The 21,894-nt window shown below is 73.7% G+C and carries 20 protein-coding genes; 9 read left to right on the forward strand and 11 right to left on the reverse strand.

What is annotated here, in order from left to right; genetic code table 11:
• Positions 1–9: 9 nt before the first annotated feature.
• From AB0H87_RS02475 to AB0H87_RS02510, 8 genes are all read right to left on the reverse strand, one after another.
• Positions 10–363: a dynamin family protein gene (locus tag AB0H87_RS02475; protein ID WP_360138334.1), complete on the reverse strand. Its 354-nt coding sequence runs from the start codon at positions 361–363 to the stop codon at positions 10–12.
• A gap of 87 nt (positions 364–450) precedes the next feature.
• Positions 451–1,503, reverse strand: a complete 1,053-nt coding sequence (locus AB0H87_RS02480) for a hypothetical protein (RefSeq protein WP_360138337.1) — start codon at positions 1,501–1,503, stop codon at positions 451–453.
• Between the two features lie 171 nt (positions 1,504–1,674).
• Positions 1,675–3,852 carry a LuxR C-terminal-related transcriptional regulator gene (locus tag AB0H87_RS02485; protein ID WP_360138340.1) on the reverse strand — a complete coding sequence of 726 codons (2,178 nt, stop codon included), beginning with the start codon at positions 3,850–3,852 and terminating at the stop codon, positions 1,675–1,677.
• 35 nt (positions 3,853–3,887) lie between these two features.
• Positions 3,888–4,244 carry an MmcQ/YjbR family DNA-binding protein gene (locus AB0H87_RS02490; RefSeq protein WP_360138343.1) on the reverse strand — a complete coding sequence of 119 codons (357 nt, stop codon included), beginning with the start codon at positions 4,242–4,244 and terminating at the stop codon, positions 3,888–3,890.
• 3 nt (positions 4,245–4,247) lie between these two features.
• Positions 4,248–6,575: a glycosyltransferase gene (locus tag AB0H87_RS02495; RefSeq protein WP_360138346.1), complete on the reverse strand. Its 2,328-nt coding sequence runs from the start codon at positions 6,573–6,575 to the stop codon at positions 4,248–4,250.
• Positions 6,572–7,489 carry a hypothetical protein gene (locus AB0H87_RS02500; RefSeq protein ID WP_360138349.1) on the reverse strand — a complete coding sequence of 306 codons (918 nt, stop codon included), beginning with the start codon at positions 7,487–7,489 and terminating at the stop codon, positions 6,572–6,574. Before AB0H87_RS02500 ends, AB0H87_RS02495 begins: the two co-directional genes overlap by 4 nt.
• A gap of 407 nt (positions 7,490–7,896) precedes the next feature.
• Entirely contained in the window at positions 7,897–8,664 is a 768-nt protein-coding gene (locus tag AB0H87_RS02505; RefSeq protein WP_360138352.1) for a dihydrodipicolinate synthase family protein, read from the reverse strand.
• 10 nt (positions 8,665–8,674) lie between these two features.
• Complete coding sequence (locus tag AB0H87_RS02510) at positions 8,675–10,285, reverse strand: phospholipid carrier-dependent glycosyltransferase (RefSeq protein ID WP_360138486.1); 1,611 nt, start codon at positions 10,283–10,285, stop codon at positions 8,675–8,677.
• Between the two features lie 151 nt (positions 10,286–10,436).
• Here AB0H87_RS02510 and rsmI point away from each other — a divergent pair, with 151 nt between their 5' ends.
• On the forward strand, positions 10,437–11,285 hold the full coding sequence (rsmI, locus tag AB0H87_RS02515) for a 16S rRNA (cytidine(1402)-2'-O)-methyltransferase (RefSeq protein WP_360138355.1): 849 nt from the start codon (positions 10,437–10,439) through the stop codon (positions 11,283–11,285).
• On the opposite strand, the gene AB0H87_RS02520 is transcribed toward rsmI, so the two are convergent.
• Positions 11,279–12,166 (reverse strand): hypothetical protein, encoded by an 888-nt coding sequence (locus AB0H87_RS02520; RefSeq protein ID WP_360138358.1) that lies wholly within the window; start codon positions 12,164–12,166, stop codon positions 11,279–11,281. The two genes, rsmI and AB0H87_RS02520, sit on opposite strands and share 7 nt — an antisense overlap.
• 136 nt (positions 12,167–12,302) lie before the next feature.
• Between AB0H87_RS02520 and metG the strand changes: the two genes are divergently transcribed.
• Positions 12,303–14,099: a methionine--tRNA ligase gene (metG, locus tag AB0H87_RS02525; RefSeq protein WP_360138361.1), complete on the forward strand. Its 1,797-nt coding sequence runs from the start codon at positions 12,303–12,305 to the stop codon at positions 14,097–14,099.
• Between the two features lie 23 nt (positions 14,100–14,122).
• Here the strand turns inward: metG and AB0H87_RS02530 are convergent, their stop codons facing one another.
• Positions 14,123–15,373 (reverse strand): hypothetical protein, encoded by a 1,251-nt coding sequence (locus AB0H87_RS02530; RefSeq protein WP_360138364.1) that lies wholly within the window; start codon positions 15,371–15,373, stop codon positions 14,123–14,125.
• Positions 15,374–15,506: 133 nt separating this feature from the next.
• Here AB0H87_RS02530 and AB0H87_RS02535 point away from each other — a divergent pair, with 133 nt between their 5' ends.
• From AB0H87_RS02535 to AB0H87_RS02545, 3 genes are read left to right on the forward strand one after another with little or no spacing between them, the layout of a single operon-like run.
• Entirely contained in the window at positions 15,507–16,400 is an 894-nt protein-coding gene (locus tag AB0H87_RS02535) for a TatD family hydrolase (RefSeq protein WP_360138367.1), read from the forward strand.
• Entirely contained in the window at positions 16,381–16,677 is a 297-nt protein-coding gene (locus AB0H87_RS02540; protein ID WP_360138370.1) for an MFS transporter, read from the forward strand. The genes AB0H87_RS02535 and AB0H87_RS02540 overlap by 20 nt, the downstream gene beginning before the upstream one ends.
• 6 nt (positions 16,678–16,683) lie before the next feature.
• Entirely contained in the window at positions 16,684–17,259 is a 576-nt protein-coding gene (locus AB0H87_RS02545; RefSeq protein ID WP_360138373.1) for a hydrolase, read from the forward strand.
• On the opposite strand, the gene AB0H87_RS02550 is transcribed toward AB0H87_RS02545, so the two are convergent.
• A complete protein-coding gene (locus AB0H87_RS02550; protein WP_360138376.1) occupies positions 17,256–17,627 on the reverse strand; it encodes a VOC family protein in 372 nt (123 codons plus the stop codon). The two genes, AB0H87_RS02545 and AB0H87_RS02550, sit on opposite strands and share 4 nt — an antisense overlap.
• A 57-nt stretch (positions 17,628–17,684) precedes the next feature.
• Here AB0H87_RS02550 and rsmA point away from each other — a divergent pair, with 57 nt between their 5' ends.
• The 4 genes from rsmA (at position 17,685) to AB0H87_RS02570 (ending at position 21,892) form a co-directional block, all read left to right on the forward strand.
• Positions 17,685–18,548, forward strand: coding sequence for a 16S rRNA (adenine(1518)-N(6)/adenine(1519)-N(6))-dimethyltransferase RsmA (gene rsmA / locus AB0H87_RS02555; protein ID WP_360138379.1), 864 nt, complete (start codon positions 17,685–17,687; stop codon positions 18,546–18,548).
• A 32-nt stretch (positions 18,549–18,580) separates the two neighbouring features.
• Complete coding sequence (locus tag AB0H87_RS02560) at positions 18,581–19,534, forward strand: 4-(cytidine 5'-diphospho)-2-C-methyl-D-erythritol kinase (protein ID WP_360138382.1); 954 nt, start codon at positions 18,581–18,583, stop codon at positions 19,532–19,534.
• Positions 19,535–19,539: 5 nt separating this feature from the next.
• Positions 19,540–21,366, forward strand: coding sequence for an ABC-F family ATP-binding cassette domain-containing protein (locus tag AB0H87_RS02565; RefSeq protein WP_360138385.1), 1,827 nt, complete (start codon positions 19,540–19,542; stop codon positions 21,364–21,366).
• 73 nt (positions 21,367–21,439) lie between these two features.
• Entirely contained in the window at positions 21,440–21,892 is a 453-nt protein-coding gene (locus AB0H87_RS02570) for a DUF4383 domain-containing protein (RefSeq protein ID WP_360138387.1), read from the forward strand.
• The last annotated feature ends 2 nt before the right edge of the window (positions 21,893–21,894 follow it).

Raw genomic sequence — 21,894 nt, forward strand, 5'->3', positions numbered from 1 at the left:
CGCCGCTGCTCAGCAGGTCCTGCGTCTTCTGCTGCTGGCTGTCGGCGGCCGAGGTCCGACCTGCTCGCGCCGGGGCGGGTTGCCGTCGTAGACGAGGGTCGCGGTCTTCTCGTCACCGTGCCGCACGAACGTCGGCACCGCGGTGGCCACGTCGTCGTCGACCGGGCAGACCGCGGTGCCGAGCAGCGCGTTGATCAGTGAGCTCTTGCCCTGCTTGAACTCGCCCGCCACGACGATGTGCACCGCCGGGTCGGCGAGCCCGGCGCCGATCCGGCCGAGCCGCGCGGCGAGATCCTCCCGCCCGTACGCCGTGCACGCCTTGATCCCCAGGTCGACCAGCGCGGTCGCCGCTGTGGTGTCCATCGTCCCTCCTGCGTACGGCGCAGCGGGCCGGTCGGGCCGGGTGGCCCGACCGCCCGCTGTCGGCGAGTGGTTGGTTCAGTTGTGGGGTCAGGCCGGGGCGTCCTCGGGCTCTTCCTCGCGCAGGGCGGGCTCGTCGACCTCTTCCAGGGTCCGGACCGGGTGCGGCAGGCCCAGGTCGACGTCGATCTCCTGCTCGAAGTCGGCGTCCTGGTCGCCGGGGCCCTGCTCCGTGTTGACCACGGAGTCCTCGGCGTTGACGTTCGTGTTTTCGGTGATCGTGGTGTCGTTGTCCTCGTTGGTGGTGTCGCCGTCGCCGAGGCCGATCGCGGAGTCGTCGTTGTCGGCGATGTTGGTGCCCGAGCCGACGTTCGAGTTGTCGAGGGTCGAGTCGTTGACGTTGTTGACGTCGCCGTCGCCGAAGTTGATGACACCGTCGTTGTCGCCGTCGACGTCCACGTCGTTGGCCTGCTGCTCGTTGCCGTCGCCCACGATCGAGCGGTCGACGTCGCCGTCGGCCACGATGCCGGTGTTGACGCCGGTCACCACGGGCGCCTCGAGGTCACCGTCGACCGAGACGGCGCCGTCGCTGTTGAAGAGGTTGTCGCCCTCGATGTCGCCGTCGACGACCTGGGAGTTGTCGCCCGTCGCGGCGTTGACGTCGTCGGCCTCGCCGACGGCCACGGCGCCCGCGCCGGACGCGTTCGCGTTGTTGGTGTCGATGTCGATGTCACCGTCGAAGTCGTCGCCCACCTCGACGTTGGTGCTCTGGTCGACGATCTCGTTGATGATGTCGTTGTCGTTGGTCACCTGCGTCACGTAGGTCAGGTGCTGCACGACCTGCTCCATCGACTGCGGACCCGAGGTCACGTGGTGCGCGGGCGGGTTGTAGCCGCCGCCGCCACCGCCGCCACCGCTCGTGTAGCTCTGCAGCGCCCGACTCGCGTCGGCCGGGAAGCCGGGCTGGCCGCAGGCGATCTGCGTGATCGCCGGCATGTCCAGGCCGGACAGATCGTGCTCGCTGATGCCCTCGGCGACCAGCTGGCCCTCCGGGTCCTTCACGAACTGCAGCGCCTCGCGCGGGTTGTTCGCCAGCTTCTCGATGAAGTTGACCAGGAGGTTGGTGAGCTCGACGTTCTGCATTTCCGGTTCCCCCTTCTGAGGATCGCTCCCGGCCTGTCTGGCGGGGTGAGTACAGCCTCGCCGCCGGCCCACCCCCCGGACATCGGGAAGACCCCCCTGCCTAGGGGAGTCGATAGGGGGATCGGCTGGTACACAGCAGACCGTGAAACGGGCCGCTCATGACGCGGAGTGTCAGGAATTGAGCAGGGATTTCAGCGCCGCGACGAACTCGGCCCGATCGGTGGCACCGACCTTGACGCGGATCCGGGCCACGTGGTGCTCGACGGTTTTCGGCGAGATGTAGAGCTGGGCCCCGATCTCTTTGTGCGTACGGCCGTCGAGGACCAGCCGGGCCACCTCGACCTCGCGCTCCGACAGCCCGGCCGCGTTGCCCTCGCCGGCCCGTTCCTGCTCCACACCGGACAGTTCGCGGGCGACCTCCAGCAGCCGGCGCGCTGCCCCGGGGTCGGCGGTGCGGATGGCGGCGTGGCCGGCGAGCCGGGACGCCTCCCAGGGCAGCTCGGCCTCCGCCAGCCCGTCCACCGCGGCCACGACGTCGTCGAGGTCGACGGTGCCGCCGACCGAGCGCGCCCACGTCGCGGCGGCGGCAGCCTGGGCCCGCTGCCGGCCCTGGCCACGACCGGCCATCGCGGCGGCGGCCGCCTTGACCGCGGTCGCGTCGTCGGCGGCCACTCCGAGCTGCAGCCGGATCCACGCGACGGTGACCGTCCAGGCCGGCGGGTGGCCGAGTCCGGCGACCGCCGAGTCGAGCGCGGCCAGCACCGGCGCGATCCGCTGCGGCCGGCGCAGCCGGGTCGCCGCCACCGCCAGCTCCTCGACCTGCTCCGCCTGGAAGAGGTCGACGGCCTGGCGGGCCAGCACGGGCTCGACGCTGGACCACGCCTCGCGCAGCTTCGCGATGTCGCCCGACCGGCGGGCGAGCCCGGCCCGCAACGCGGCGGCGAGCAGCACCTCGCGGCCGGGCAGGCCGGTGCCGAGCCGGCGCAGCTCAGCGACCGCCGTGTCGTAGCGGCCCGCGCGCAGCCGCACCCAGGCCAGCAGCAGGCGATGGCGCTGTGCGCCGACCGGTCCACCGACGCCGCGGTCGAGGGCGCGGCCCAGCAGGTGCTCGGCGGTGGCGGCGTCGCCTGCGGTGACCGCGACGACCGCACCCCACGCGTGCGGCGTGTCCGGCGGGACGACCGCGGCCGGCGTGCGCTCCGCGGCTTCGGCGGCCTCGATCAGCAGCGGTACGGCCGCCGCCGGCTCGTCACCGGCCGCCAGCACCGCCGCGGCGAGCAGCCGGAACGGCGCCGGCTCGCCGGTCGCCAGCGCGCGGGCCTCCGCCGCCCGGCCGAGGGCGACGAGCGACGGCACCGCGAGCAGCGGCCCGGGCGGCGCGGCCGCGACCAGCACGTCGGCGGCGCGGGCCGGCCGGCCGTCGTGTGCGGCCACGGCGCCGGCCACCAGCGCCAACCGGTGTGGGTCGCCCGGCGCGGGATCGACCGGCAACCCGACCAGCGCGGCCGCCTCGGCGTGTCCGGCCGCGACCTGGGCCGGGTCGGCACCGGCGTCCACCGCGTCGGCGTACCACCCGATCGCGGCCGCCGGGTCGGTGAACCGCAGGCAGTCGCCGGCGGCGCGGAAGACGTCGGCGCCGGCGCGGATCCGGGCGGCCCGCAGCTGGGTCGCCGCGGCCACCGGGTCGGCGCCGGACCCGGCCAGGGCGGTGGCGACCCGGGCGTGCACCCGGCGGCGCTCGGCCGGTGCCAGGTCGTCGAGCAGCGCGGTCGCGACGGCCGGCACCAGCCGCTCCGCGCCCGGCACCAGGAAGCCCAGGTCGCGCAGGGTGCGCAGGGCGCCGGCCAGGGCGTCCGGCGGCTGGCCGGTCGCGGCGGCCAGCACGTCGTCGGTGAGGTCCAGGCCGAGCGCGAGCGTGCGGGCGATGTCGGCCACCCCCGGCTCGGCCGCCAGTCGCCGCTGCACCCGGGGGAGGAGCCCGCCGCCGGCCAGCAGCGCCGCGATCGCGGGCCGGCCCGCCGACGCGACGTGGAGGTCGGCGCGCCCGGTCAGCGCGGCGATCGCCGCGGCGTCGAGGGGCTCGAGCTGGACCACGCCGTCCCGGGCCGCGAGCTCGTCCAGCTCGGCCAGCGCCGCCCGGTCGAGCGTGGGCCGGCGGCCGAGCAGCACCGGCACCGCGCGGCGGGCCACATCGGACAGCGCACGCAGCGTCGCGTCGTCGAGCCGGTGTGGATCATCGACGACGACCGCCGGCGCGGTGTCCGGGACGGCCGGCCGGTCGGGCGTCACCCAGACCGCGCCGGGCGGGGCCAGCGCGCGGAGCCGGTGCGTCCGACCGGCTCCGTCCACACCCACCACCACCGCCACAACCGGTCAGCCTGCCATCACTCCAGCTCGGCGACCAGCCGCCCGGGCGCGACTGTCCGGTAGGCGTCGATGGCCAGCTCGCGGATCTCCGCCCAGTCGGGTTCGCGGTCGAGCCGCACGCCGAGCCAGCCGCGATGACCGACGTACGGCGGCCGGAAGAACGTGCCCGGGTCCTCGGCGATCAGCTCCGCCTGCACGCCCGCCGGCGCCGCGCACCACAGGTGCGGGAACCGGTTGTCGTGGTGGCCCTCGACGTGCAGGGTCACGAAGACGGTCCGGCCGCGCACGAACCAGGTCGGCGAGCCGTGGCTGAGCCGCTCGGTGGTCTCCGGCAGCGCCAGGCAGATCTCCCGCATGCGGGTGAGCAGGTCCATCGCCTAAGTCTGCACGGACGCCTCGCCGGTGCGGCGCAGCTTGTGCCAGCGCAGCCGGCCGCCGGTCAGCGCGGTGACCAGCGACTGGATGAGCACGAGATACATGAGCTGGCGGTACGCGAACTGCTGCAGCGGCAGGGTCCACAGTGGGGTGAGCCGCTCCTTGTCGAGCCGGAACGCCACCACGCCGGTGACCATCTGCAGGCCGAGCATCGCGAGCCAGGCGAGCACGGTCTCCGCGCGGCCGGCGAACAGCAGCGCGTACACGGCCAGCAGGTCGATCACGGGCGCGAGCAGCGGCAGCGCGATGCCGAAGAGCGCGAGGAAGGGCAGGCCGCGGCGGCCGAACCGGCCCGACGGGCCGTCGTCGACCAGCGCCGCGCGGTGCTTCCACATCGCCTGCATGGTCCCGTAGCTCCACCGGTAACGCTGCCGCCAGAGCTGCCCAAGGGACGCCGGCGCCTCGGTCCAGGCGCGGGCCCGGCCCTCGTAGACGACCTTCCAACCGGCGCGGCCGAAGGCGATCGTCACGTCGGTGTCCTCGGCGAGCGTGTCGTCGCTCATCCCGCCGACACTCAGCAGGGCGTCCTTGCGCCAGGCGCCGATCGCGCCCGGGACGGTGGGCATGCAGCGCAGCGACTCGTACAGCCGGCGGTCGAGGTTGAAGCCGATCACGTACTCGATGTGCTGCCAGCGGGCGACCAGGCTGGCCCGGTTGCCGACCTTGACGTTGCCCGCGACCGCGCCCACCTCGGGGTCGGCGAACGGCTGCACGAGCTGGCGGACGGAGTCGTGCTCGAAGACCGTGTCGCCGTCGACCATCACGATGATGTCCGAGCGGGCCGCGGCGACGCCGGTGTTCAGCGCCGACGACTTGCCGCCGTTGGCCTTGCGGATCACCCGCACGTTGGGCAGGCCCAGCGACGCGGCGATGTCGGCCGTGTCGTCGGTCGACCCGTCGTCGACGACGATCACCTCGATGCCGCCCGGGTAGTCACCGCCGGCCAGCGAGCGCACCGCGGCCTCGATCCCTTCGCGCTCGTTGTAGGCGGGCACGATCACTGAGACCGGCGCGGTCACCGGCGGGCCCCACGACCAGTCGCCGCGGCGCCGCCTGGCCTGCCGGCCCGAGAGCACGAAGAGCAGCAGCGTACGGGCCAGCGTCAGGAGGCCGACCACCAGGAAGAGCAGGGCGAAGAACTGCAGCGACCAGTCGGCGATCCGGACCGCGCTGGCCAGCGCCAGGCCGCGCTGCCGGTCGGCGGCATCAGCGGGCGGGTTGCGCAGCACCGTCGGCGCGGCCCCTGTCCTGGGGTCCGTGAGCGCGCGGCGCAGGCCGTCGGTGACCGTGACGAAGCTGTAGCCGCGCGCCTGCATCATCGGGATGAACCGCTCGAGGGCCTGCACGGTCTGCGCGCGGTCGCCGCCCGCGTCGTGCAGCAGCACCACCGCGCCCTGGTCGCCGTCGGGGATCATGTTCGCGACGACTTGGTCGACGCCCGGGCGGGCCCAGTCCTGGCTGTCCCGGTCGTTGACCACGGTGACGTAGCCGAGCTCGCCGGCCTTCGTGAGCAGCCGCCAGGCGTTGTCGTCGATGGCGTCGGCCGTGGACGAGTACGGGAAGCGCAACAGCGAGCTGCGCACCCCGGCGGCCTCGGCCAGGGCGAGCTGGGTCTGGGAGTACTCCATCCGGCGGCGCCACTGCGGGAGCGTCGCGACGTCCGGGTGGGTGAACGTGTGCACGCCGAGCTCGTGGCCCTTTCTGGCCAGCTCGTCGGCCAGCTCCGGGTAGCGGACCACCTGCGAGCCGATGACGAAGAACGTGCCCTTGGCGCCGTAGCGCTCGAGCGCGGCCAGCACCCGCGGTGTCCACGTCGGGTCCGGGCCGTCGTCGAACGTCAGCGCGATCGTCTTCGGCGGCAGCCGGTAGGAGCGTGCCTCCTGACCCGGCGGCGCGTTGATGATCGGCCCACCCTCGATGATCCGGTCGGGGACGATCGTCGTGTCGCCCGGCTCGCTCTGGTGGTCGGGGGTGAAGCGGGCGTTCGCGTAGGCCTCGACGAGCAGCAGGCTGACGAACACGAAGACCAGGACCGCGGCGACGACCCACTTGGGCCGCGGCACCACCCGCCGCGCGGGCCGCCGTGGCGGTTCGACGTCGGCGGGTACGGCCCGCGGCGCGGCCGGCGGTGGTGGCGGTGCTTCGAGCACCACCGTGGGCGCCTCGTCGTAACCGCCGCCGGCCCGCTGGACGGGCGCCGTGGCGGTGATCTTCACGCCGGCCGGGATCCTGGCCGTGCCGCGGGCGGGTTCGCTGGTCGGTGCGCTCATGTCGCGCTGGCGGCCAGTGTGGACGGGCCGGCCGGTGTGGTCGGGTCGGGCACCTCGGGCTGCTCCGGGTCGGTGGCGACCGGTCCGCTGGCCGTGCCGCCGCCCGTGCCCCCGCCGGTGCCGGTGCCGTCGTCGCTGCTGCCCGCTCCGCTGCCGCCGCCGGTGCCCCCGCTGCCACCGCCGCTGCCTCCGGAGCCGGAGCCGCCCGTGTCACCACCGGTCTCGCCCGTGCCACCGCCGGTCTCGCCCGTGCCACCGCTGCCGGTGTCGGCGCCGCCGCCGCCACCTCCACCACCGGCTTCACCGCCGGGTGGCTGGTCGGCTGACCCGCCCGTGCCGCCACCGTTGCCGGGTGCGGGCGGCTGCGTGGGCGGTTCCGTGGTCGGGTCCGGCGCCGGCGTCGGCGTGCCCTCGGCCGGACGCGTCGGCGAGCTGGTCACCGGAGGTGGCGAGACCGGCGCGGTGCCCTTGGTCGGGCTCGGCGTCGGCCGGGCGGCCACCGGGATGGTCGTGGTGCGCAGCACGCTGGAGCCGCCTGGCCCGGGCGCGGGCGGCAGCGGCGCGACGAACGGCCCCGGCGTCGGCGGGCGGAACGAGGTCCGCTCGGGTCTCTCCACCGGGGCCCGGTCAGCGTCGTTCTGCTCGGCGCGGTCGGGGAACGGCATCAGGGCGTGCGGCAGCGCGGGTCCGCCGGCGATGCTCACGCCGACCAGGGCGGTGTAGCCCAGGCAGACGGCGCCGATGCCGTACGCGACGACACGTACCAGCCGCCGTCGGCGACCGGTCTCGTCGACGAACACGGGTGCCGCGCCGTCGTGCCCGAAGGTCACCGTCTCGTAGGTCGCTCCGGCCGCGTCGAGCGGCTCGGCGGCACTGACGATTACCTCTGTTTCGGGTTCATGGTCCGGATTCACGCGGGAAGCGTAGAAAGCACGCTCCGCGATGAGGAGGCGCACATCACTCGGCTGTGTTCATCGGGCCAGTCCGGAAAAATGCCCGAACCGGCCGTCACCTATACAACGTGGCCCCACGCGCCGTGGCATCGACGCGCCGATCACCGCCGTGACCAGGGTTGATGTTCGTCACCCGGGATGGTGACGGCCAGCGCGCGAACGGCGCTGTCCGGTAAGCGACACTTGCCGGTGTTGTTCGGCGATGCTCGCGTCGGGAATCCGACCACATTTTTGGACCCCGTCACCCGTTGTGCGGGTGATCGTCGGTCGTTAAGCTCTCATGTGCGCGCCCCTATCGCCCGCTTCCCCCGTGGCAGGCGATCGGGGCGCGCGTCTTTCTTTCGTAATGAAAGCTAACGGCCGAAATCTCACGCTAAGCGTGCAGCCCGCGACGTTCCGTAGCGCTCGGCCACCATTTCCTTGAGCCCCGCCGGGAAACGCTCCCTCGACCGCAGGTGCGGTGCCAGCAGGGCGCGTTGCGCGGCCGCGTCACCGGCGAACGCGGCGACGGACTCGGCCGGATGCGCGTTGGCCACCGCCAGGATCGCGCCGGCCGCGCCCACCGCGCCGGCCGTCAGCACCAGCGCGCTGGAGCCCACGTAGACCGCGCGATCCCACACCGCCAGCTCCTGCAGCAGGCGCTCGGCGGAACCGGTCGAGTCCTTGAGCCCGGCGATCGGCAGGTCCGGCAGCGCCGGCACGGGCACCTCGCCGCCGGCCGTACCGGGGAAGTGGTAGGCCAGCACCGGTGCGGAACCGGCCGCCTTCGCCGCGGCGTCGTAGTAGGCCGCCAGGTCGCCGGGGCGGCGTGGGGGAGCGACGAGGACCGCGTCCGCGCCCGCGCCCACCGCGGCCGCGATGCGGGCCGCCGCCGCACCCCGCCACGCACCGCTGGCGCCGGTCACCACCGGCACCGGCGCGGGCAGGGCGGCGCGGACCGCGGCCGTCAGCCCGGCCAGTTCCGCGTCGGTGAGGGTGTCGGACTCGCCGGTGCTGCCACCGACGAGCACCGCCCGGACGCCCTCGTCGGCGAGCCGGGCCGCGTGTGCCGCGGTGGCGCGCTCGTCGACCGCGCCGTCGTCGTCGAACAGGGTCACCAGCGCCACCGCGACGCCGGTCCAGAGGGGATCGGTCACGCAGCCCACGCTATATCCAGCGCGAGCCCAGCCACATCCGGTGAGACCAGTCCGCGTAGGGCATGACGTCGCCGACGAAGACCTTGAAGAAGTAGGCGAAGCAGAGCACGAACAGCACGAGGTACGCGCCAGCGATCACGCCGCCGACCAGGCGCCGGTCGGCCAGCCGGCGCGCGGTGTCGGGGCTCGGCGGGCCGGACCCGCTGACCGCCGGATACATGATCGCCCCGAGCACGTACACCACCGCCAGGATCATGAACGGCAGCGCCGGCGCGGTGTAGAACGAGAACATCGTGCGGCCGTTGTCGATCGCGTAGTAGAACCACGGCGCCAGGCCGACGAACACCATCAGCAGGATCGCGCCGGCCCGCCAGTCACGTCGGGCGATGCCGAGCCAGACGAGCGCGGCCAGCGCCGGCAGGAACGACCACCAGAGCACGGGCGTGCCGAGCAGCAGCACCTCGGAGGCGCAGGAGTCGGCGCCGCAGCTGCCGGTGTTGGACCAGTAGAACGCGACCGGCCGGCCGAGCAGCAGCCACTGCCAGGGCCAGGACTGGTAGGTGTGCTTGGTGTCGAGGCCCTCGTGGAACTTGAAGGCCTCCTGGTGGTAGTGCAGCAGGTTGTGCAGCGCGCCGATGACCGGCGGCTCGGGGCGGCCGCTGTCGGCCAGCCAGTGCCGGTAGTAGCCGTCGTCCGTGAGCAGCCAGCCGCTCCAGCTCGCGAGGTAGACCGCGAACGCGACCACGACGAACATGACGAGCCAGCCGAACTCGTCGAGGAACGTGTCGCGCAGCGGGTGCCGGGCGCCGACGGTGCGCCGGGTGCCGTACTCCCACCATGCGATGAGGAGCAGGAAAGCGGGCAGGAAGAAGAGCGCGCTCCACTTCACGGAGACGGCGCAGCCGAACAGCGCACCAGCCGCGAGCCGCCACCAGGGGAACGCGAAGCCGAGCCGGCCAGCCTTGCCGAGCCGCGTCGGGTCGAGGCCGTCGGCCATCGCCGCCAGCCAGCGCCGGCGGCGGCTGTCGCGGTCGGCCACCAGCGCGGCGAACGCGGCGAGGATGAACAGCAGCAGGAAGATGTCGAGGATGGCGGTGCGGGACAGCACCAGGTGGAAGCCGTCGAGCGCGAGCAGCAGGCCGGCGGCGGCGCCGAGCACCGTCGAGCCGAACATCCGCCGGGCGACCCGCACCATGATCAGCACTGAGACGGTGCCGGCGACCGCGGCGGAGAAGCGCCAGCCAAGCTCCGGCGCGGCGGTCCACAGATGACCTGCGGCGCGGACGTTGCCGTCGGCGTCCTGGTAGCCGAACATCCACTCGCCGATGGAGATCAGCCACTTGCCGAGCGGCGGGTGGACCACGTACGACGCGACGTTGTCCTTGTAGTTCCATTCGACGCCCTTGGTCAGCAGGCCGTAGGCGTCTTTCGCGTAGTAGGTCTCGTCGAAGATCTTGCCGGGCGGGTTGGCGAGGTTGACGAACCGCACGAGCGCGGCGACCGCGACGACGAAGCCGGTGACCGCCCACGACCAGGGATCGCGCCGGGCGTCGAACGGCAGCAGCCGGCGCCGGATGCCGTCGGGGACCGCCGCCTTGGGCGCGGGTATGCCGGAGGGCAGCTCCGCGGGCGCGGCCTCGTCGGGCCTGGCCTCGGGGCTCGCTACGCTCGTCGCCGCCAGGGTCACCCCGCGATCGTAGGCTGCCGGGACCGAATTGGGGGGTTCGGCAGGCAGGCTATGGGCAGACCGGTTGGTAACGAGGGGGCAGGAAGTGCCGGACAACGGGCGCATTGGGCGGTTGGTTCTGGTTGGCGCACCGCTCGGCAACCCCGGCGACGCCTCTGCGCGGATGCGCGACGCCCTGTCCGATGCCGATGTCGTCGCCGCCGAGGACACCCGCCGACTGACCCGGCTGGCGCGTGACCTCGGCATCACTGTGGGTGGTCGGATCGTCTCCTATTTCGAGGGCAACGAGGAACGGCGTACGCCGGAGCTGGTCGAGGCCCTGCGCGACGGCGCGGTCGTCGCTCTGGTGACCGACGGCGGCATGCCGAGCGTCTCCGACCCCGGCTACCGGCTCGTGCGCGGCGCGCTCGACGCGGGCCTGCCGGTCACGGCGGCGCCCGGCCCCAGCGCGGTGACCACGGCGCTGGCCCTGTCCGGGCTGCCGACCGACCGGTTCTGCTTCGAGGGGTTCCTGCCCCGCACGGGCGCGGCGCGGCGGTCCCGGCTCGCGGCGCTCGCCGCCGAGGAGCGGACGCTCGTCTTCTTCGAGGCACCGCACCGGCTCGCCGCGATGCTCGCCGACCTGGCCGCGGCGTTCGGCGCCGACCGGGCGGCCGCGGTCTGCCGCGAGCTGACCAAGACCTACGAAGAGGTCGTCCGCCGGCCGCTGGGCGGGCTCGCCGAGTGGGCCGCCGCCGGCGAACCCAAGGGTGAGATCACGCTGGTGGTCGCCGGCGCCGCTCCGACCGCCGCCGAGCGGCCGTCGGACGAGGCGTTGCGGGCCGAGGTCGCCGCCGCCGAGGCCGCGGGCAGCTCACGGCGTGACGCGATCGCGGCGGTCGCCGAGCGCCACGGCGTGCGCCGGCGCGAGGTCTACGCGATCGTCCATCAGTAGGTGGCGGCGAGGAAACCCACCGTGACCAGCAGTGGCGCGGCCAGCCCGCAGATCGCGGCGGTGCGCCTGGCCCGCCGGTCCTCGAGCCGCAGCGCCCCGGTGGCGAACACGATGCCGAGACCGCAGAGCAGCACGAGCAGGATGCCGAGCAGCCAGCGCAGCGTGTTGACCGTCCGGTCGTCGAGGTAGGCGCTGCTGCTGCCGGCCTTCACCATCTGTGCCCGCACCTGGCTGCCCGGCGCGGTCCGCGTCTCGGGCACGCCCAGCACCCGCACGAGCTCGGTGGTGTAGCGGCCGTCCGCGGAGGTGAACGAGCCCCGGCAGCGTTGCGTGAGCCCCGATCCGACGCAGCCGGCCACGGTCGCCGTGCCGGTGTCGCCGCGGCCGACCGCGAGCCAGATCGGTTCCGCGGTGACCCAGGCGAAGAAGGTGCCGGTCAGCGCGAGCACGACCAGCATGGCGAGCGCGGCGCGGAGCCGGCGTGGCTTGCGCACCCGGCGGGCCCGCGTGGCGGCGTGCCGGTTGGGCCTGGTGGCGGCGCGGCGGGCGCGGACGACCAGCTTGGCCGGCGACCAGGTCTCCCGGTCGACCTCCTCGCTCGCCCACAGGTCGTCGCCGACGGAGGTGCCGGGCGTGCCGGCCGTGTCGGGCGCTGGTGGGGCCGGCGGGGTCGCGTCGCGGAGCGTCTCGAACCGCGCGCCGCCGCGGGCAGCGCCGGCGCCCTGCACCGCGGCCGCGAGCCCGGTGACCGCGGCCGGCTCGCGGGCCGGTGCCGGGATGTGCGGCTGGCCGGCCGCGTCCCAGGCCCGGTCCGGCTCGTTGGCTGGTGCGGCGATGTCCAGCTCGCCGGCGGTCTCGGGTCGTTCGGGCGTCGCGCTCACAAATCTCATTGGACAACGCCTCACGTCACCCTTCGTGCAGGTAAAGCGCGTGTCGGCGGATAAATCCGGACAATGCGGTTCTGAGGTGTGCGGGCTCGCTGGCCGCGCTCATTCCTGGGTCACTACCCTTGCGGCCATGAGTCACGTTCTTGCCGCGGTCGCCTGGCCCTACGCCAACGGCCCGCGTCACATCGGCCATGTTTCCGGCTTCGGCGTCCCCGCCGACGTGTTCAGCCGTTACATGCGCATGGCCGGGCACGACGTGCTCATGGTGTCGGGCACCGACGAACACGGCACCCCGATCCAGGTGCAGGCCGACAGCGAGGGGCTGACCCCGCGCCAGCTGGCCGACCGCTACAACCGGGTGATCGTCGAGGACCTGCACGGGCTCGGCCTGTCGTACGACCTGTTCACGCGCACCACGACCGGCAACCACTACCAGGTCGTGCAGGACCTGTTCGACGGCCTCTACCGCAACGGCTACATCATCGCCAAGACAACGCTCGGCGCGATCTCGCCGTCGACCGGGCGCACGCTGCCCGACCGTTACATCGAGGGCACGTGCCCGATCTGCGGGTACGGCAGTGCCCGCGGCGACCAGTGCGACAACTGCGGCAACCAGCTCGACCCCGAGCAGCTGATCAACCCGCGCTCGCGGATCAACGGCGAGACGCCGGAGTTCGTGGAGACCGAGCACTTCTTCCTCGACCTGCCCGCGGTGGCCGAGGCGCTGGCCGCCTGGCTCGACACCCGCGAGGGCTGGCGCCCCAACGTGCTGCGGTTCTCCCGCAACCTGCTCGACGACCTGCAGCCCCGGGCGATCACCCGCGACCTGGAGTGGGGCGTGCCGATCCCGCTCGACGGCTGGCGCGACCGCTCCGACAAGCGCATCTACGTCTGGTTCGACGCCGTGATCGGCTACCTGTCGGCCTCGATCGAGTGGGCGCGCCGCACCGGCGACCCGTCGGCGTGGAAGAAGTGGTGGTCGGCCGAGGGCGAGGGCAAGGACGCCGCCGCGTACTACTTCATGGGCAAGGACAACATCGTCTTCCACTCGGTGATCTGGCCCGCGATCCTGCTCGGCTACTCGGGCCAGGGCTCGCGCGGCGGCTCGCCGGGCGACCTGGGCGCCCTCAACCTGCCGACCGAGGTGGTCTCCAGCGAGTTCCTGACCATGGAGGGGCGCAAGTTCTCGTCGTCCCGCCAGGTCGTGATCTACGTGCGCGACTTCCTCGAGCGGTACGACGCCGACGCGCTGCGCTACTTCATCGCGGTCGCCGGTCCGGAGAGCCAGGACACCGACTTCACCTGGGCCGAGTTCCTCCGCCGCAACAACGACGAGCTGGTCGCCGGCTGGGGCAACCTGGTCAACCGGTCGATCTCGATGGCGGCGAAGAACTTCGGCGCGATCCCGCCGGCGGTCGAGCTGACCGAGGCCGACGAGGCGCTGCTGGCGGTGGCCAGGGCCGGCTTCCGCACGGTCGGCGAGCTGATCGAGAAGCACCGGCAGAAGCAGGCGATCGGCGAGGCGATGCGGGTGGTCGCCGAGGCCAACAAATACCTCTCCGAGCAGGCGCCCTGGAAGCTCAAGGACGCGGCCGACAAGCCCCGGATGGGCACGATCCTGCACGTCGCGCTGCAGGTCGTCAGCGACGCCAACACGCTGCTCACGCCGTTCCTGCCGCACTCCGCGCAGAAGGTGCACGAGCTGCTCGGCGGCACGGGCGTGCACGCGCCGATGCCGGCCATCGAGGAGGTCTCCGACCTCGACGGCGGGCCGGCGTACCCGGTGCTGACCGGTGACTACACGGTCGGCGCCCGGTGGGAGTCGGTGCCGATCGAGGCCGGCCGGCAGCTGCAGGCGCCGAAGCCGGTGTTCCGCAAGCTGGAGCCGTCGATCGTCGACGAGGAGCTCAGCCGGCTCGCCGGCTGACGAGAAGCAAACTCGGCTGACCGCTAAATTTCGTACCGGTTGTCGATCACCTGGCGGTCGGTGACCTCGCTGAGCGGCGCCCAGGTCTCGTAGACCCCGCGTTCGTAGCACTGGGCGCCCAGGCGGGCCACCGCCTCCGGGTCGGGGCGGCACAGCCGCAGCCGCAGCCAGCCCGACTCCTGGCGGAGCACCAGGCAGGGCGCGTCGCGCCAGCGGCCGTACTCGTTGCGCCGCGCCAGCGACTCCACCGGGTAGCGGGCCGCCCGGGTCATCGCCAGCACCCGGAACTCGCCCGGCGGGTCGGCCACCGCGACGACCTCCTCGCCGCGGTACGTGCCGACGAGGTGCACCGCCGACTGCTGGTCGCCGATCTGCACGTACTCCTGGTCGGGCGAGATGCCGGGCAGCTCCGACAGGAGGTCGCGCCAGCGCGGGCCGGCCATCCGCAGCCACCCGCGCTGCTCGGGCTGGAACGAGTAGAGGATCGCCTCGTCGCCGTCGGCGGTGTACGCGACCAGCGTCGCGTTGGCCGGCATCGGCAGCTCGGTGAAGTTGCTGGTGACGAACTCGGGGATCACGTGCCGGCCGCTGGGCGCGAAGCCGGTGCCGAGCACGGGCGCGCCCATCCGGTCGTGCGCCGGCATCGTGACCAGGCCCGGATAGCGGTCGTACGCGGGCACGTCGAAGTCGGACGCGTCCACGGCCCGCCACCGCAGGGCGAACGCGATGTCCTCGCGGTCCCGGCCGTTGTCGGCCTCGGTGCGCAGGAGCTGCAGGTCGCCCGGGGTGCGCAGGTGCGCGACGTCGTACTCGCGGTAGCAGAACCCGTGCGGCAGCCGGCCGCGCAGATAGGCCGCGACCTGGTTGGCCGAGAGGTGCTTGACCATCCGCGTGCCGCGCCGGATGTGCGCGCTGGCCCGCACGGCGAGCAGGATCGGGTCGCCGGCCGACGACGGGTTCTGGCTGCGGCTGTGCACCTCGTGCCAGCCCACCGCCCGGCTCAGCGGCAGCATCAGCGGGTCGTCCGGCTCGTCGCGCCCGTCGTGGTGCGGCCGGTCCGCGTGGTGCGGGTCGGCCGGCCGGCCGTTGACCGCGGTCACCTCGGTGACGTGGATGAACCGGTGGAACGGGTAGCGCGCGCCGGGCCGCGGGTCGCGTTCGAAGCCGTCGTCGTGCTCGGCGCTGAACAGCTCGTACGCGGCGCCCCGGGCGATCTCGACAGCCGGGTAGGTCGCGTCGCCGAGGGTGACGCGCAGATCGGTGGTGGAACTCATGCGCTCCTGGGGGGTGACCTGCACCCGGCAGACCTTAGGTGCGCCGCGTGAGCCGGCCATGAACAGTTGGTGAACTTCCGCGGCTCGGCGCTGCGCGATGCGTCACGACATCTATGTGTGATGCTGACCGGCGATGACCGAGCAACCGAACGAGTCGCGCCAGCAGCGGGCCGCCCGCCGTGCCGGCGAGTTCCCGCCGCCGCCCCTCCCGCTCGCGGTGCCGGTGACCGACAGCCATACGCACATCGATATCACGGTAGGCGAGGCCGGCGGCGGTGGCCGCGACGTGTTCGGCCCCGACCCCGTATCCGGTGCCCTGGCCGCCGCCGCGAACGCCGGCGTCGACCGGGTCGTCCAGGTCGGTGTGGACGTCGCGTCGTCGCGCTGGGGTCTGGCCGTGGCCCGCGAGCACACCGCCGTGGTGGCGACCGTGGCACTGCACCCGAATGAGGCGCCCCGGCTGCCCAACCTCGACGAGGCGCTCCGGATCATCGAGGGACTGGCCGCGGACGAGCGCGTACGCGGTGTCGGCGAGACCGGCCTCGACACGTTCCGCACCGGTGCCGAGGGGCGGTCGGCGCAGGAGGCCAGCTTCCGGGCCCACATCGCGATCGCGAAGCGGTACGGCAAGGCGCTGGTCATCCACGACCGGGACGCGCACGCCGACGTGCTCCGGGTGCTCGACGACGAGGGCGCACCGGACACGGTCGTGCTGCACTGCTTCTCGGGCGACGAGGAGTTCGCGGCCGAGTGCGTGCGCCGCGGCTACCTGCTCTCCTTCGCCGGCACGGTGACGTTCGGCAACGCCGGTGCTCTGCGCGCCGCCGCCGCGATCACCCCGGCGGAGCAGATGCTGGTCGAGACCGACGCGCCCTACCTGACCCCGATGCCGTACCGCGGGCGCCCCAACGCGTCCTACCTGATCCCGCTCACCGTGCGCGCCCTGGCGGAAGCGAAGGGCGCCGACGTCGACGAGCTCTGCACCGCGATCTCCGGCGCGACGGAGCGTGCGTTCGGTCACTGGTAGCCACGCGGCGACCACCACCGTCGGCAACTCGTCGATGATCGCGGTGGCGCTGATCCCGATCGGGGTCGCGCTCGGCGCACCGCCCGCCGAGACCGCGTGGCTGGTCTCCGGCCTCTACCTGGCCACGGCCGTCGGGCAGCCGGTGGTCGGGTGGCTGGTCGACACGTACGGCCCGCGCCGGCTCTACCTGGTCGGCGATGCGCTGGTCGGCGCCGCCGGGGTGCTCGGCACGCTCGCCGACCGCACCCTCGGTCGGCTCGGCACAACGAAAGGCTGACGCACCATGGCACTGACCACCTTGGACCCCCGCTCCGCCCTCGTCGTCATCGACCTCCAGCAGGGGATCGTCGCGCTGCCGACCGCGCCGCACGAGGCCGGTGAGGTGCTGGTGCGGTCGGCGACGCTGGCCGACGCGTTCCGGGCGCACGGGCTGCCGGTGGTGCGGGTCCGGGTGACGTTCGCGCCGGACTTCGCGGACGCGGTGCCCGGGCGCACCGAGACCCGGGCCGGCGGTGGCGCGCGGCCGGCCGGCTGGGACACGCTGGTCGACGAGATGCCCGGGGATCTGGTGATCACCAAGCGGAACTGGTCGGCGTTCTACGGCACCGACCTCGACCTGCAGCTGCGCCGGCGGGGCGTGACGCAGATCGTGCTGACCGGGATCGCCACGAGCATCGGCGTCGAGTCGACGGCGCGGGCGGCGTACGAGCACGGCTACAACGTGGCGCTCGCGGTCGACGCGATGGCCGACATGGACGAGGCCGCCCACCGCCACAGCGTCGAGCGGATCTTCCCGCGGCTGGGGGAGACCGGGACCGTCGAGCAGCTCATCGAGCTGCTCGACTGGACGCGCCCCTAGCGGTCGGACAACACGGAGAGCACGTTGCCGGCGGGGTCGGTGAACCAGGCGATGTCCGGCCCCTCGCCGCGCACGATGCCCTTCTCGTCGTGCTCCATGCCGGCGTAGCGCTCGAACGTGATGCCCCGCCTGGCCAGGTCGTCGACCGCGGAGTCGATGTCGGCGACCGGGAAGTTGAGGATCGTGAACGTGGCCGGCTGGTGGTTCGGCTTCGGGTAGACGAGCACCTCGGCGCCGGCCCCGATGTCGATCAGGAGCATGCCGTGCTCCTCGGCGACGGGCAGGCCGAGCGTGTCGCCGTAGAACCGCTTCGCGGCCGGGATGTCATCGACGGAGAACCCGCTGAACGGTCGGGTTGGCTTGAACATACCCCGATCGTCACACGCTGCGACGGGCCTCGCAGCCCTTCCTCTAGGCTCGGCGCCGTGACCGAACTGCTGGGGCCCGCCGAGATCCGCGCGCTGGCGGGCCGGCTCGGGGTGGCGCCGACCAAGCGGCTCGGGCAGAACTTCGTGCACGACCCGAACACCGTGCGGCGGATCGTCGCCGCCGCCGAACTGGCGCCCGACGAGGTGGTCGTGGAGGTCGGGCCCGGGCTGGGCTCGCTGACCCTCGGGCTGCTCGCGGCCGGTGCCCAGGTGCACGCGGTCGAGGTCGATCCGGTGCTGGCTGGCGCCTTGGCGCAGACGGCGGCCGCGCGCGGCGCCCCGGCCGGGCGGCTGACTGTGCACGCCGCCGACGCGCTGCGGATCACCGCCGGCGAGCTGCGCCCCGCACCGACCGCGCTGGTCGCCAACCTGCCGTACAACGTCGCCGTGCCGGTGGTGCTGCACCTGCTGGCCGAGCTGCCCACCCTGGAGCACGGGCTGGTCATGGTGCAGAAGGAGGTCGCCGACCGGCTGACCGCGGGGCCGGGCGGCAAGGTCTACGGCATCCCGTCGGTCAAGCTCGCCTGGTACGCCGCCGCGCGTCCCGCCGGCCGGGTGCCGCCGAGCGTGTTCTGGCCGGTCCCCAACGTCGACTCCGGCCTGGTCGCGTTCACCCGGCGCGAGCCGCCGCGGGCCGACGTACCCCGCGCGGATGTCTTCCGGGTCGTGGACGCGGCCTTCGCGCAGCGCCGCAAGACGCTGCGGGCCGCGCTCGCCGGCTGGGCGGGCGGTGCCGACCGGGCCGCGCGGGTGCTGGTAGCGGCGGGCGTCGATCCCGGCGCCCGTGGCGAGGCGCTGGCCGTGGGCGCGTTCGCCGACATCGCGGCGGCGGCCAACGTGACCGCGACCGCCCCCGAGTAGGCTGACGCCGTGCTGAGCCGGGACATCACTCCGTGACCGAAGCGTGGGAGCCGGAGGAGGACGAACGCCCTCGGCTGGGAGCATCCGGCCCGGTCAAGGTCAGGGTCCCGGCTAAGATCAACTTGCATCTGGGCGTCGGTCCCGCGCGCCCGGACGGCTATCACGAGCTCAGCACCGTCTATCACGCGATCGCGCTGCACGACGAGCTGACCGCCCGCCGCGGTGACACGCTGACGCTGACCATGGAGGGCGTCGGCGCCGGCGAGCTGGCCCTCGACGAGACCAACCTGGTGATCCGCGCCGCCCGGGCGCTGGCCCGGCATGCCGGGGTCCCCGCGCACGCCCGGTTGCACCTGCGCAAGCAGATCCCGCTCGCGGCCGGCCTGGCCGGTGGCAGCGCCGACGCGGCCGCCGCGCTGGTCGCCTGCGACGCGCTCTGGGGCACGGGGATGACCCGCGACGACCTCGCCGCGATCGCCGCGGAGATCGGCTCGGACGTGCCGTTCCTGGTGTACGGCGGCACCGCGCTGGGCACCGGCCGCGGCGAGACGGTCAGCCCGGTGCTGGCCCGCCCGACCACCTGGCACTGGGTGATCGCGGTCGCCGACGGCGGCCTGGCCACGCCGGCGGTCTACGCGGAGCTCGACCGGCTGCGCGCGCTGCGGGCCGCACCGCCGCCGCTGGGCAGCACCGACGACCTGCTCGCCGCGCTGCGCCAGCGCGACCCGGAGGTGCTCGCCGCCGCCCTCGGCAACGACCTGCAGGCCGCCGCGATCTCGCTGCGCCCGCAGCTCGCCGACGTGCTCAAGACCGGCCGCGCCGCGGGCGCCCTCGCCGGCATCGTCTCGGGCTCGGGCCCGACCTGCGTCTTCCTGGCGTACGACGCCTCCGAGGCCACCATGATCGCGAGCGCCCTGGAGTCGGCCGGCGTCTGCCGCGAAGCGCGCACCGAGACGGGCCCGGTCGCCGGCGCCCGCGTCGTCTAGGTCCGATGGCCAACATCGTCAACCTGGACCGCGTGTCCAAGGGCTACGGCGCGGCGGGGCCCCTGCTCAGCGGGGTTTCGGCCGGGATCGACGACGCCGACCGGATCGGCGTGGTGGGTCTCAACGGCGCCGGGAAGTCGACGCTGCTGCGGTTGATCACCAAGCAGGAGGAGCCCGACGAGGGCCGGGTGACGCTGCGCCGCGACCTGCGGGTGGCGGCGCTGCCGCAGACGCTGTCGTTCGCGCCCGAGGCCACCGTGCGGGAGGTGGTGATCGGCACCGCCTGGCTGGCCGAGGACCTGGGCGCCGAGCACGAGTGGGCCGGCGACGCCGGTGTCCGCGCGATCCTCGACGGCCTCGGCATGCCCCACCTCGGCCTCGACCAGCCGGTCGGCCCGATGTCCGGTGGCGAGCGGCGCCGGGTGGCGCTGGCCGCGCTGCTGGTCCGCCCGGCCGACCTGCTCGTGCTCGACGAGCCGACCAACCACCTCGACGTCGCCGGCGTCGACTGGCTGGCCCGGCACCTGCTCGGCCGCAAGGGCGCGCTCGTGGTGGTCACCCACGACCGGTGGTTCCTCGACGCGGTCTGCACGAGCACGTGGGAGGTCGCGGACCGGACGATCCGGGCGTACGAGGGCGGCTTCGCCGCGTGGACGCTGGCCCGGGCCGAGCGCGAGCGGATCGCGGCGGCCACCGAGGCCCGCCGGCAGAACCTCCTGCGCAAGGAGATCGCCTGGCTGCGCCGCGGCCCACCGGCCCGCACCTCGAAGCCGCGGTTCCGGATCGACGCGGCCAACGCGCTGATCGCCGACGTGCCGCCGCCGCGCGACACCCTCTCCCTGCAGCGCCTGGCCACCGCGCGCCTCGGCAAGCAGGTGTACGACCTGGAGAACGTCTTCCTGACCGCAGGCGACAAGCCGATCCTCGACGACCTGACCTGGCAGGTCGGCCCGGGCGACCGGGTGGCCCTGCTGGGCGCCAACGGCGCCGGCAAGACCACGCTGCTGCGCCTGCTGGCCGGCCGGTCCACGCCGCACGCCGGGCGCTTCACGGTCGGCGCGACCGTCAAGCCCGCGTTCCTCTCGCAGGAGCTGGCCGAGCTGCCGGGCTCGCTGCGCGTGCTGGAGGCGGTCGAGGAGGTGGCCCGGCGGGTCAACCTGGGCGGGCGGGAGCTGTCCGCGGCCCAGCTCGCCGAGGTGTTCGGCTTCGTCGACCGGCCCTCCGGCGGCGGCACCCGCACGTCGAGCCTCTGGACGCCGGTCAGCGACCTGTCCGGCGGCGAGCGGCGGCGCCTGCAGATGCTCCGGCTGCTCGCCGGCGAGCCCAACGTGCTGCTGTTCGACGAGCCCACGAACGATCTCGACACCGACACGCTGGCCTCGCTCGAGGACCTGCTCGACTCGTGGCCCGGCACGGTGATCGTCGCGTCGCACGACCGCTACCTGGTCGAGCGGGTCACCGACACGGTCTACGGCATGTTCGGCGACGGCCGGCTGGTGCACCTGCCCGGCGGGGTCGACGAGTACCTGACCCGGGCCACGGACAAGCCGGCGCCGGCCGCGGAACCGGTCGTCGCCACGGCCGCCGCACCCGAGCGGGCCGGGATGTCCGCGGCCGAGGTCCGCGCGGCCCGCAAGGACCTGACCCGGCTGGAGCGGGCGGTCAGCCGGCTCGAGGAGCGCGAGGCGGCGCTGCACGACGCGCTGGCCACCCACGCCACCGACTACGCGAAGGTCGCCGAGCTCGACGGCCAGCTCCGCGAGCTGCGCGCGGAGCGGGAGCGGGTCGAGGAGGAATGGCTCGCGCTGGCCGAGCAGGTCGACGCCTCGTAACCCCGCGTGAGGACCGTTCAGGCGGTTGGGCCACAATCTGTTCGGATCGACGAAGGCTGGAGGCAGGCGGACCATGCACAATCCCATCAACCACCCCGCGCGGGCGACCTACCGGGTGCTGGCCGGGCTGATCGGGCTCTATCTCGTGGTCTTCGGGGGCATCGGCGCGGCCGCGACGGCCGGTGACGGCTTCTTCGCGCAGGAGACCGACAACGTCCTCGGCCAGGGCACCAACCTGGCGAACTCGCTGCTCAGCATCGTCATCGGGGCGATCATCCTGATCGCGACCGTGCTCGGCCGCAACATCGACGCCGCTGTCAACCGGCTGTTCTCGTACGTGCTGATGGCCATCGGGCTGGCGACGCTGGCGACGATCCGGACGGACGCCAACTACCTCGGCCACACGCTCGCGACCAGCATCGTGATGATGATCCTGGGCCTGGGCCTCCTGCTCGCCGGCATGTACGGCCGGGTCGGCTCCGACGAGGAGCACGACGCCTGGCAGAAGGCGCGTCTGGAGTTCTGAGC

The organism is Asanoa sp. NPDC050611 (assembly GCF_040654855.1).
Lineage (GTDB): Bacteria > Actinomycetota > Actinomycetes > Mycobacteriales > Micromonosporaceae > Asanoa.

Excerpts from the sequence above, each read along its gene's own strand:
- AB0H87_RS02475 (WP_360138334.1), bottom strand. The coding sequence starts at position 363 with ATGGACACCACAGCGGCGACCGCGCTGGTCGACCTGGGGATCAAGGCG.
- AB0H87_RS02480 (WP_360138337.1), bottom strand. The coding sequence starts at position 1,503 with ATGCAGAACGTCGAGCTCACCAACCTCCTGGTCAACTTCATCGAGAAG.
- AB0H87_RS02490 (WP_360138343.1), bottom strand. The coding sequence starts at position 4,244 with ATGGACCTGCTCACCCGCATGCGGGAGATCTGCCTGGCGCTGCCGGAG.
- AB0H87_RS02495 (WP_360138346.1), bottom strand. The coding sequence starts at position 6,575 with ATGAGCGCACCGACCAGCGAACCCGCCCGCGGCACGGCCAGGATCCCG.
- metG (WP_360138361.1), top strand. The coding sequence starts at position 12,303 with ATGAGTCACGTTCTTGCCGCGGTCGCCTGGCCCTACGCCAACGGCCCG.
- AB0H87_RS02530 (WP_360138364.1), bottom strand. The coding sequence starts at position 15,373 with ATGAGTTCCACCACCGATCTGCGCGTCACCCTCGGCGACGCGACCTAC.
- AB0H87_RS02535 (WP_360138367.1), top strand. The coding sequence starts at position 15,507 with ATGACCGAGCAACCGAACGAGTCGCGCCAGCAGCGGGCCGCCCGCCGT.
- AB0H87_RS02545 (WP_360138373.1), top strand. The coding sequence starts at position 16,684 with ATGGCACTGACCACCTTGGACCCCCGCTCCGCCCTCGTCGTCATCGAC.
- AB0H87_RS02550 (WP_360138376.1), bottom strand. The coding sequence starts at position 17,627 with ATGTTCAAGCCAACCCGACCGTTCAGCGGGTTCTCCGTCGATGACATC.
- AB0H87_RS02565 (WP_360138385.1), top strand. The coding sequence starts at position 19,540 with ATGGCCAACATCGTCAACCTGGACCGCGTGTCCAAGGGCTACGGCGCG.
- AB0H87_RS02570 (WP_360138387.1), top strand. The coding sequence starts at position 21,440 with ATGCACAATCCCATCAACCACCCCGCGCGGGCGACCTACCGGGTGCTG.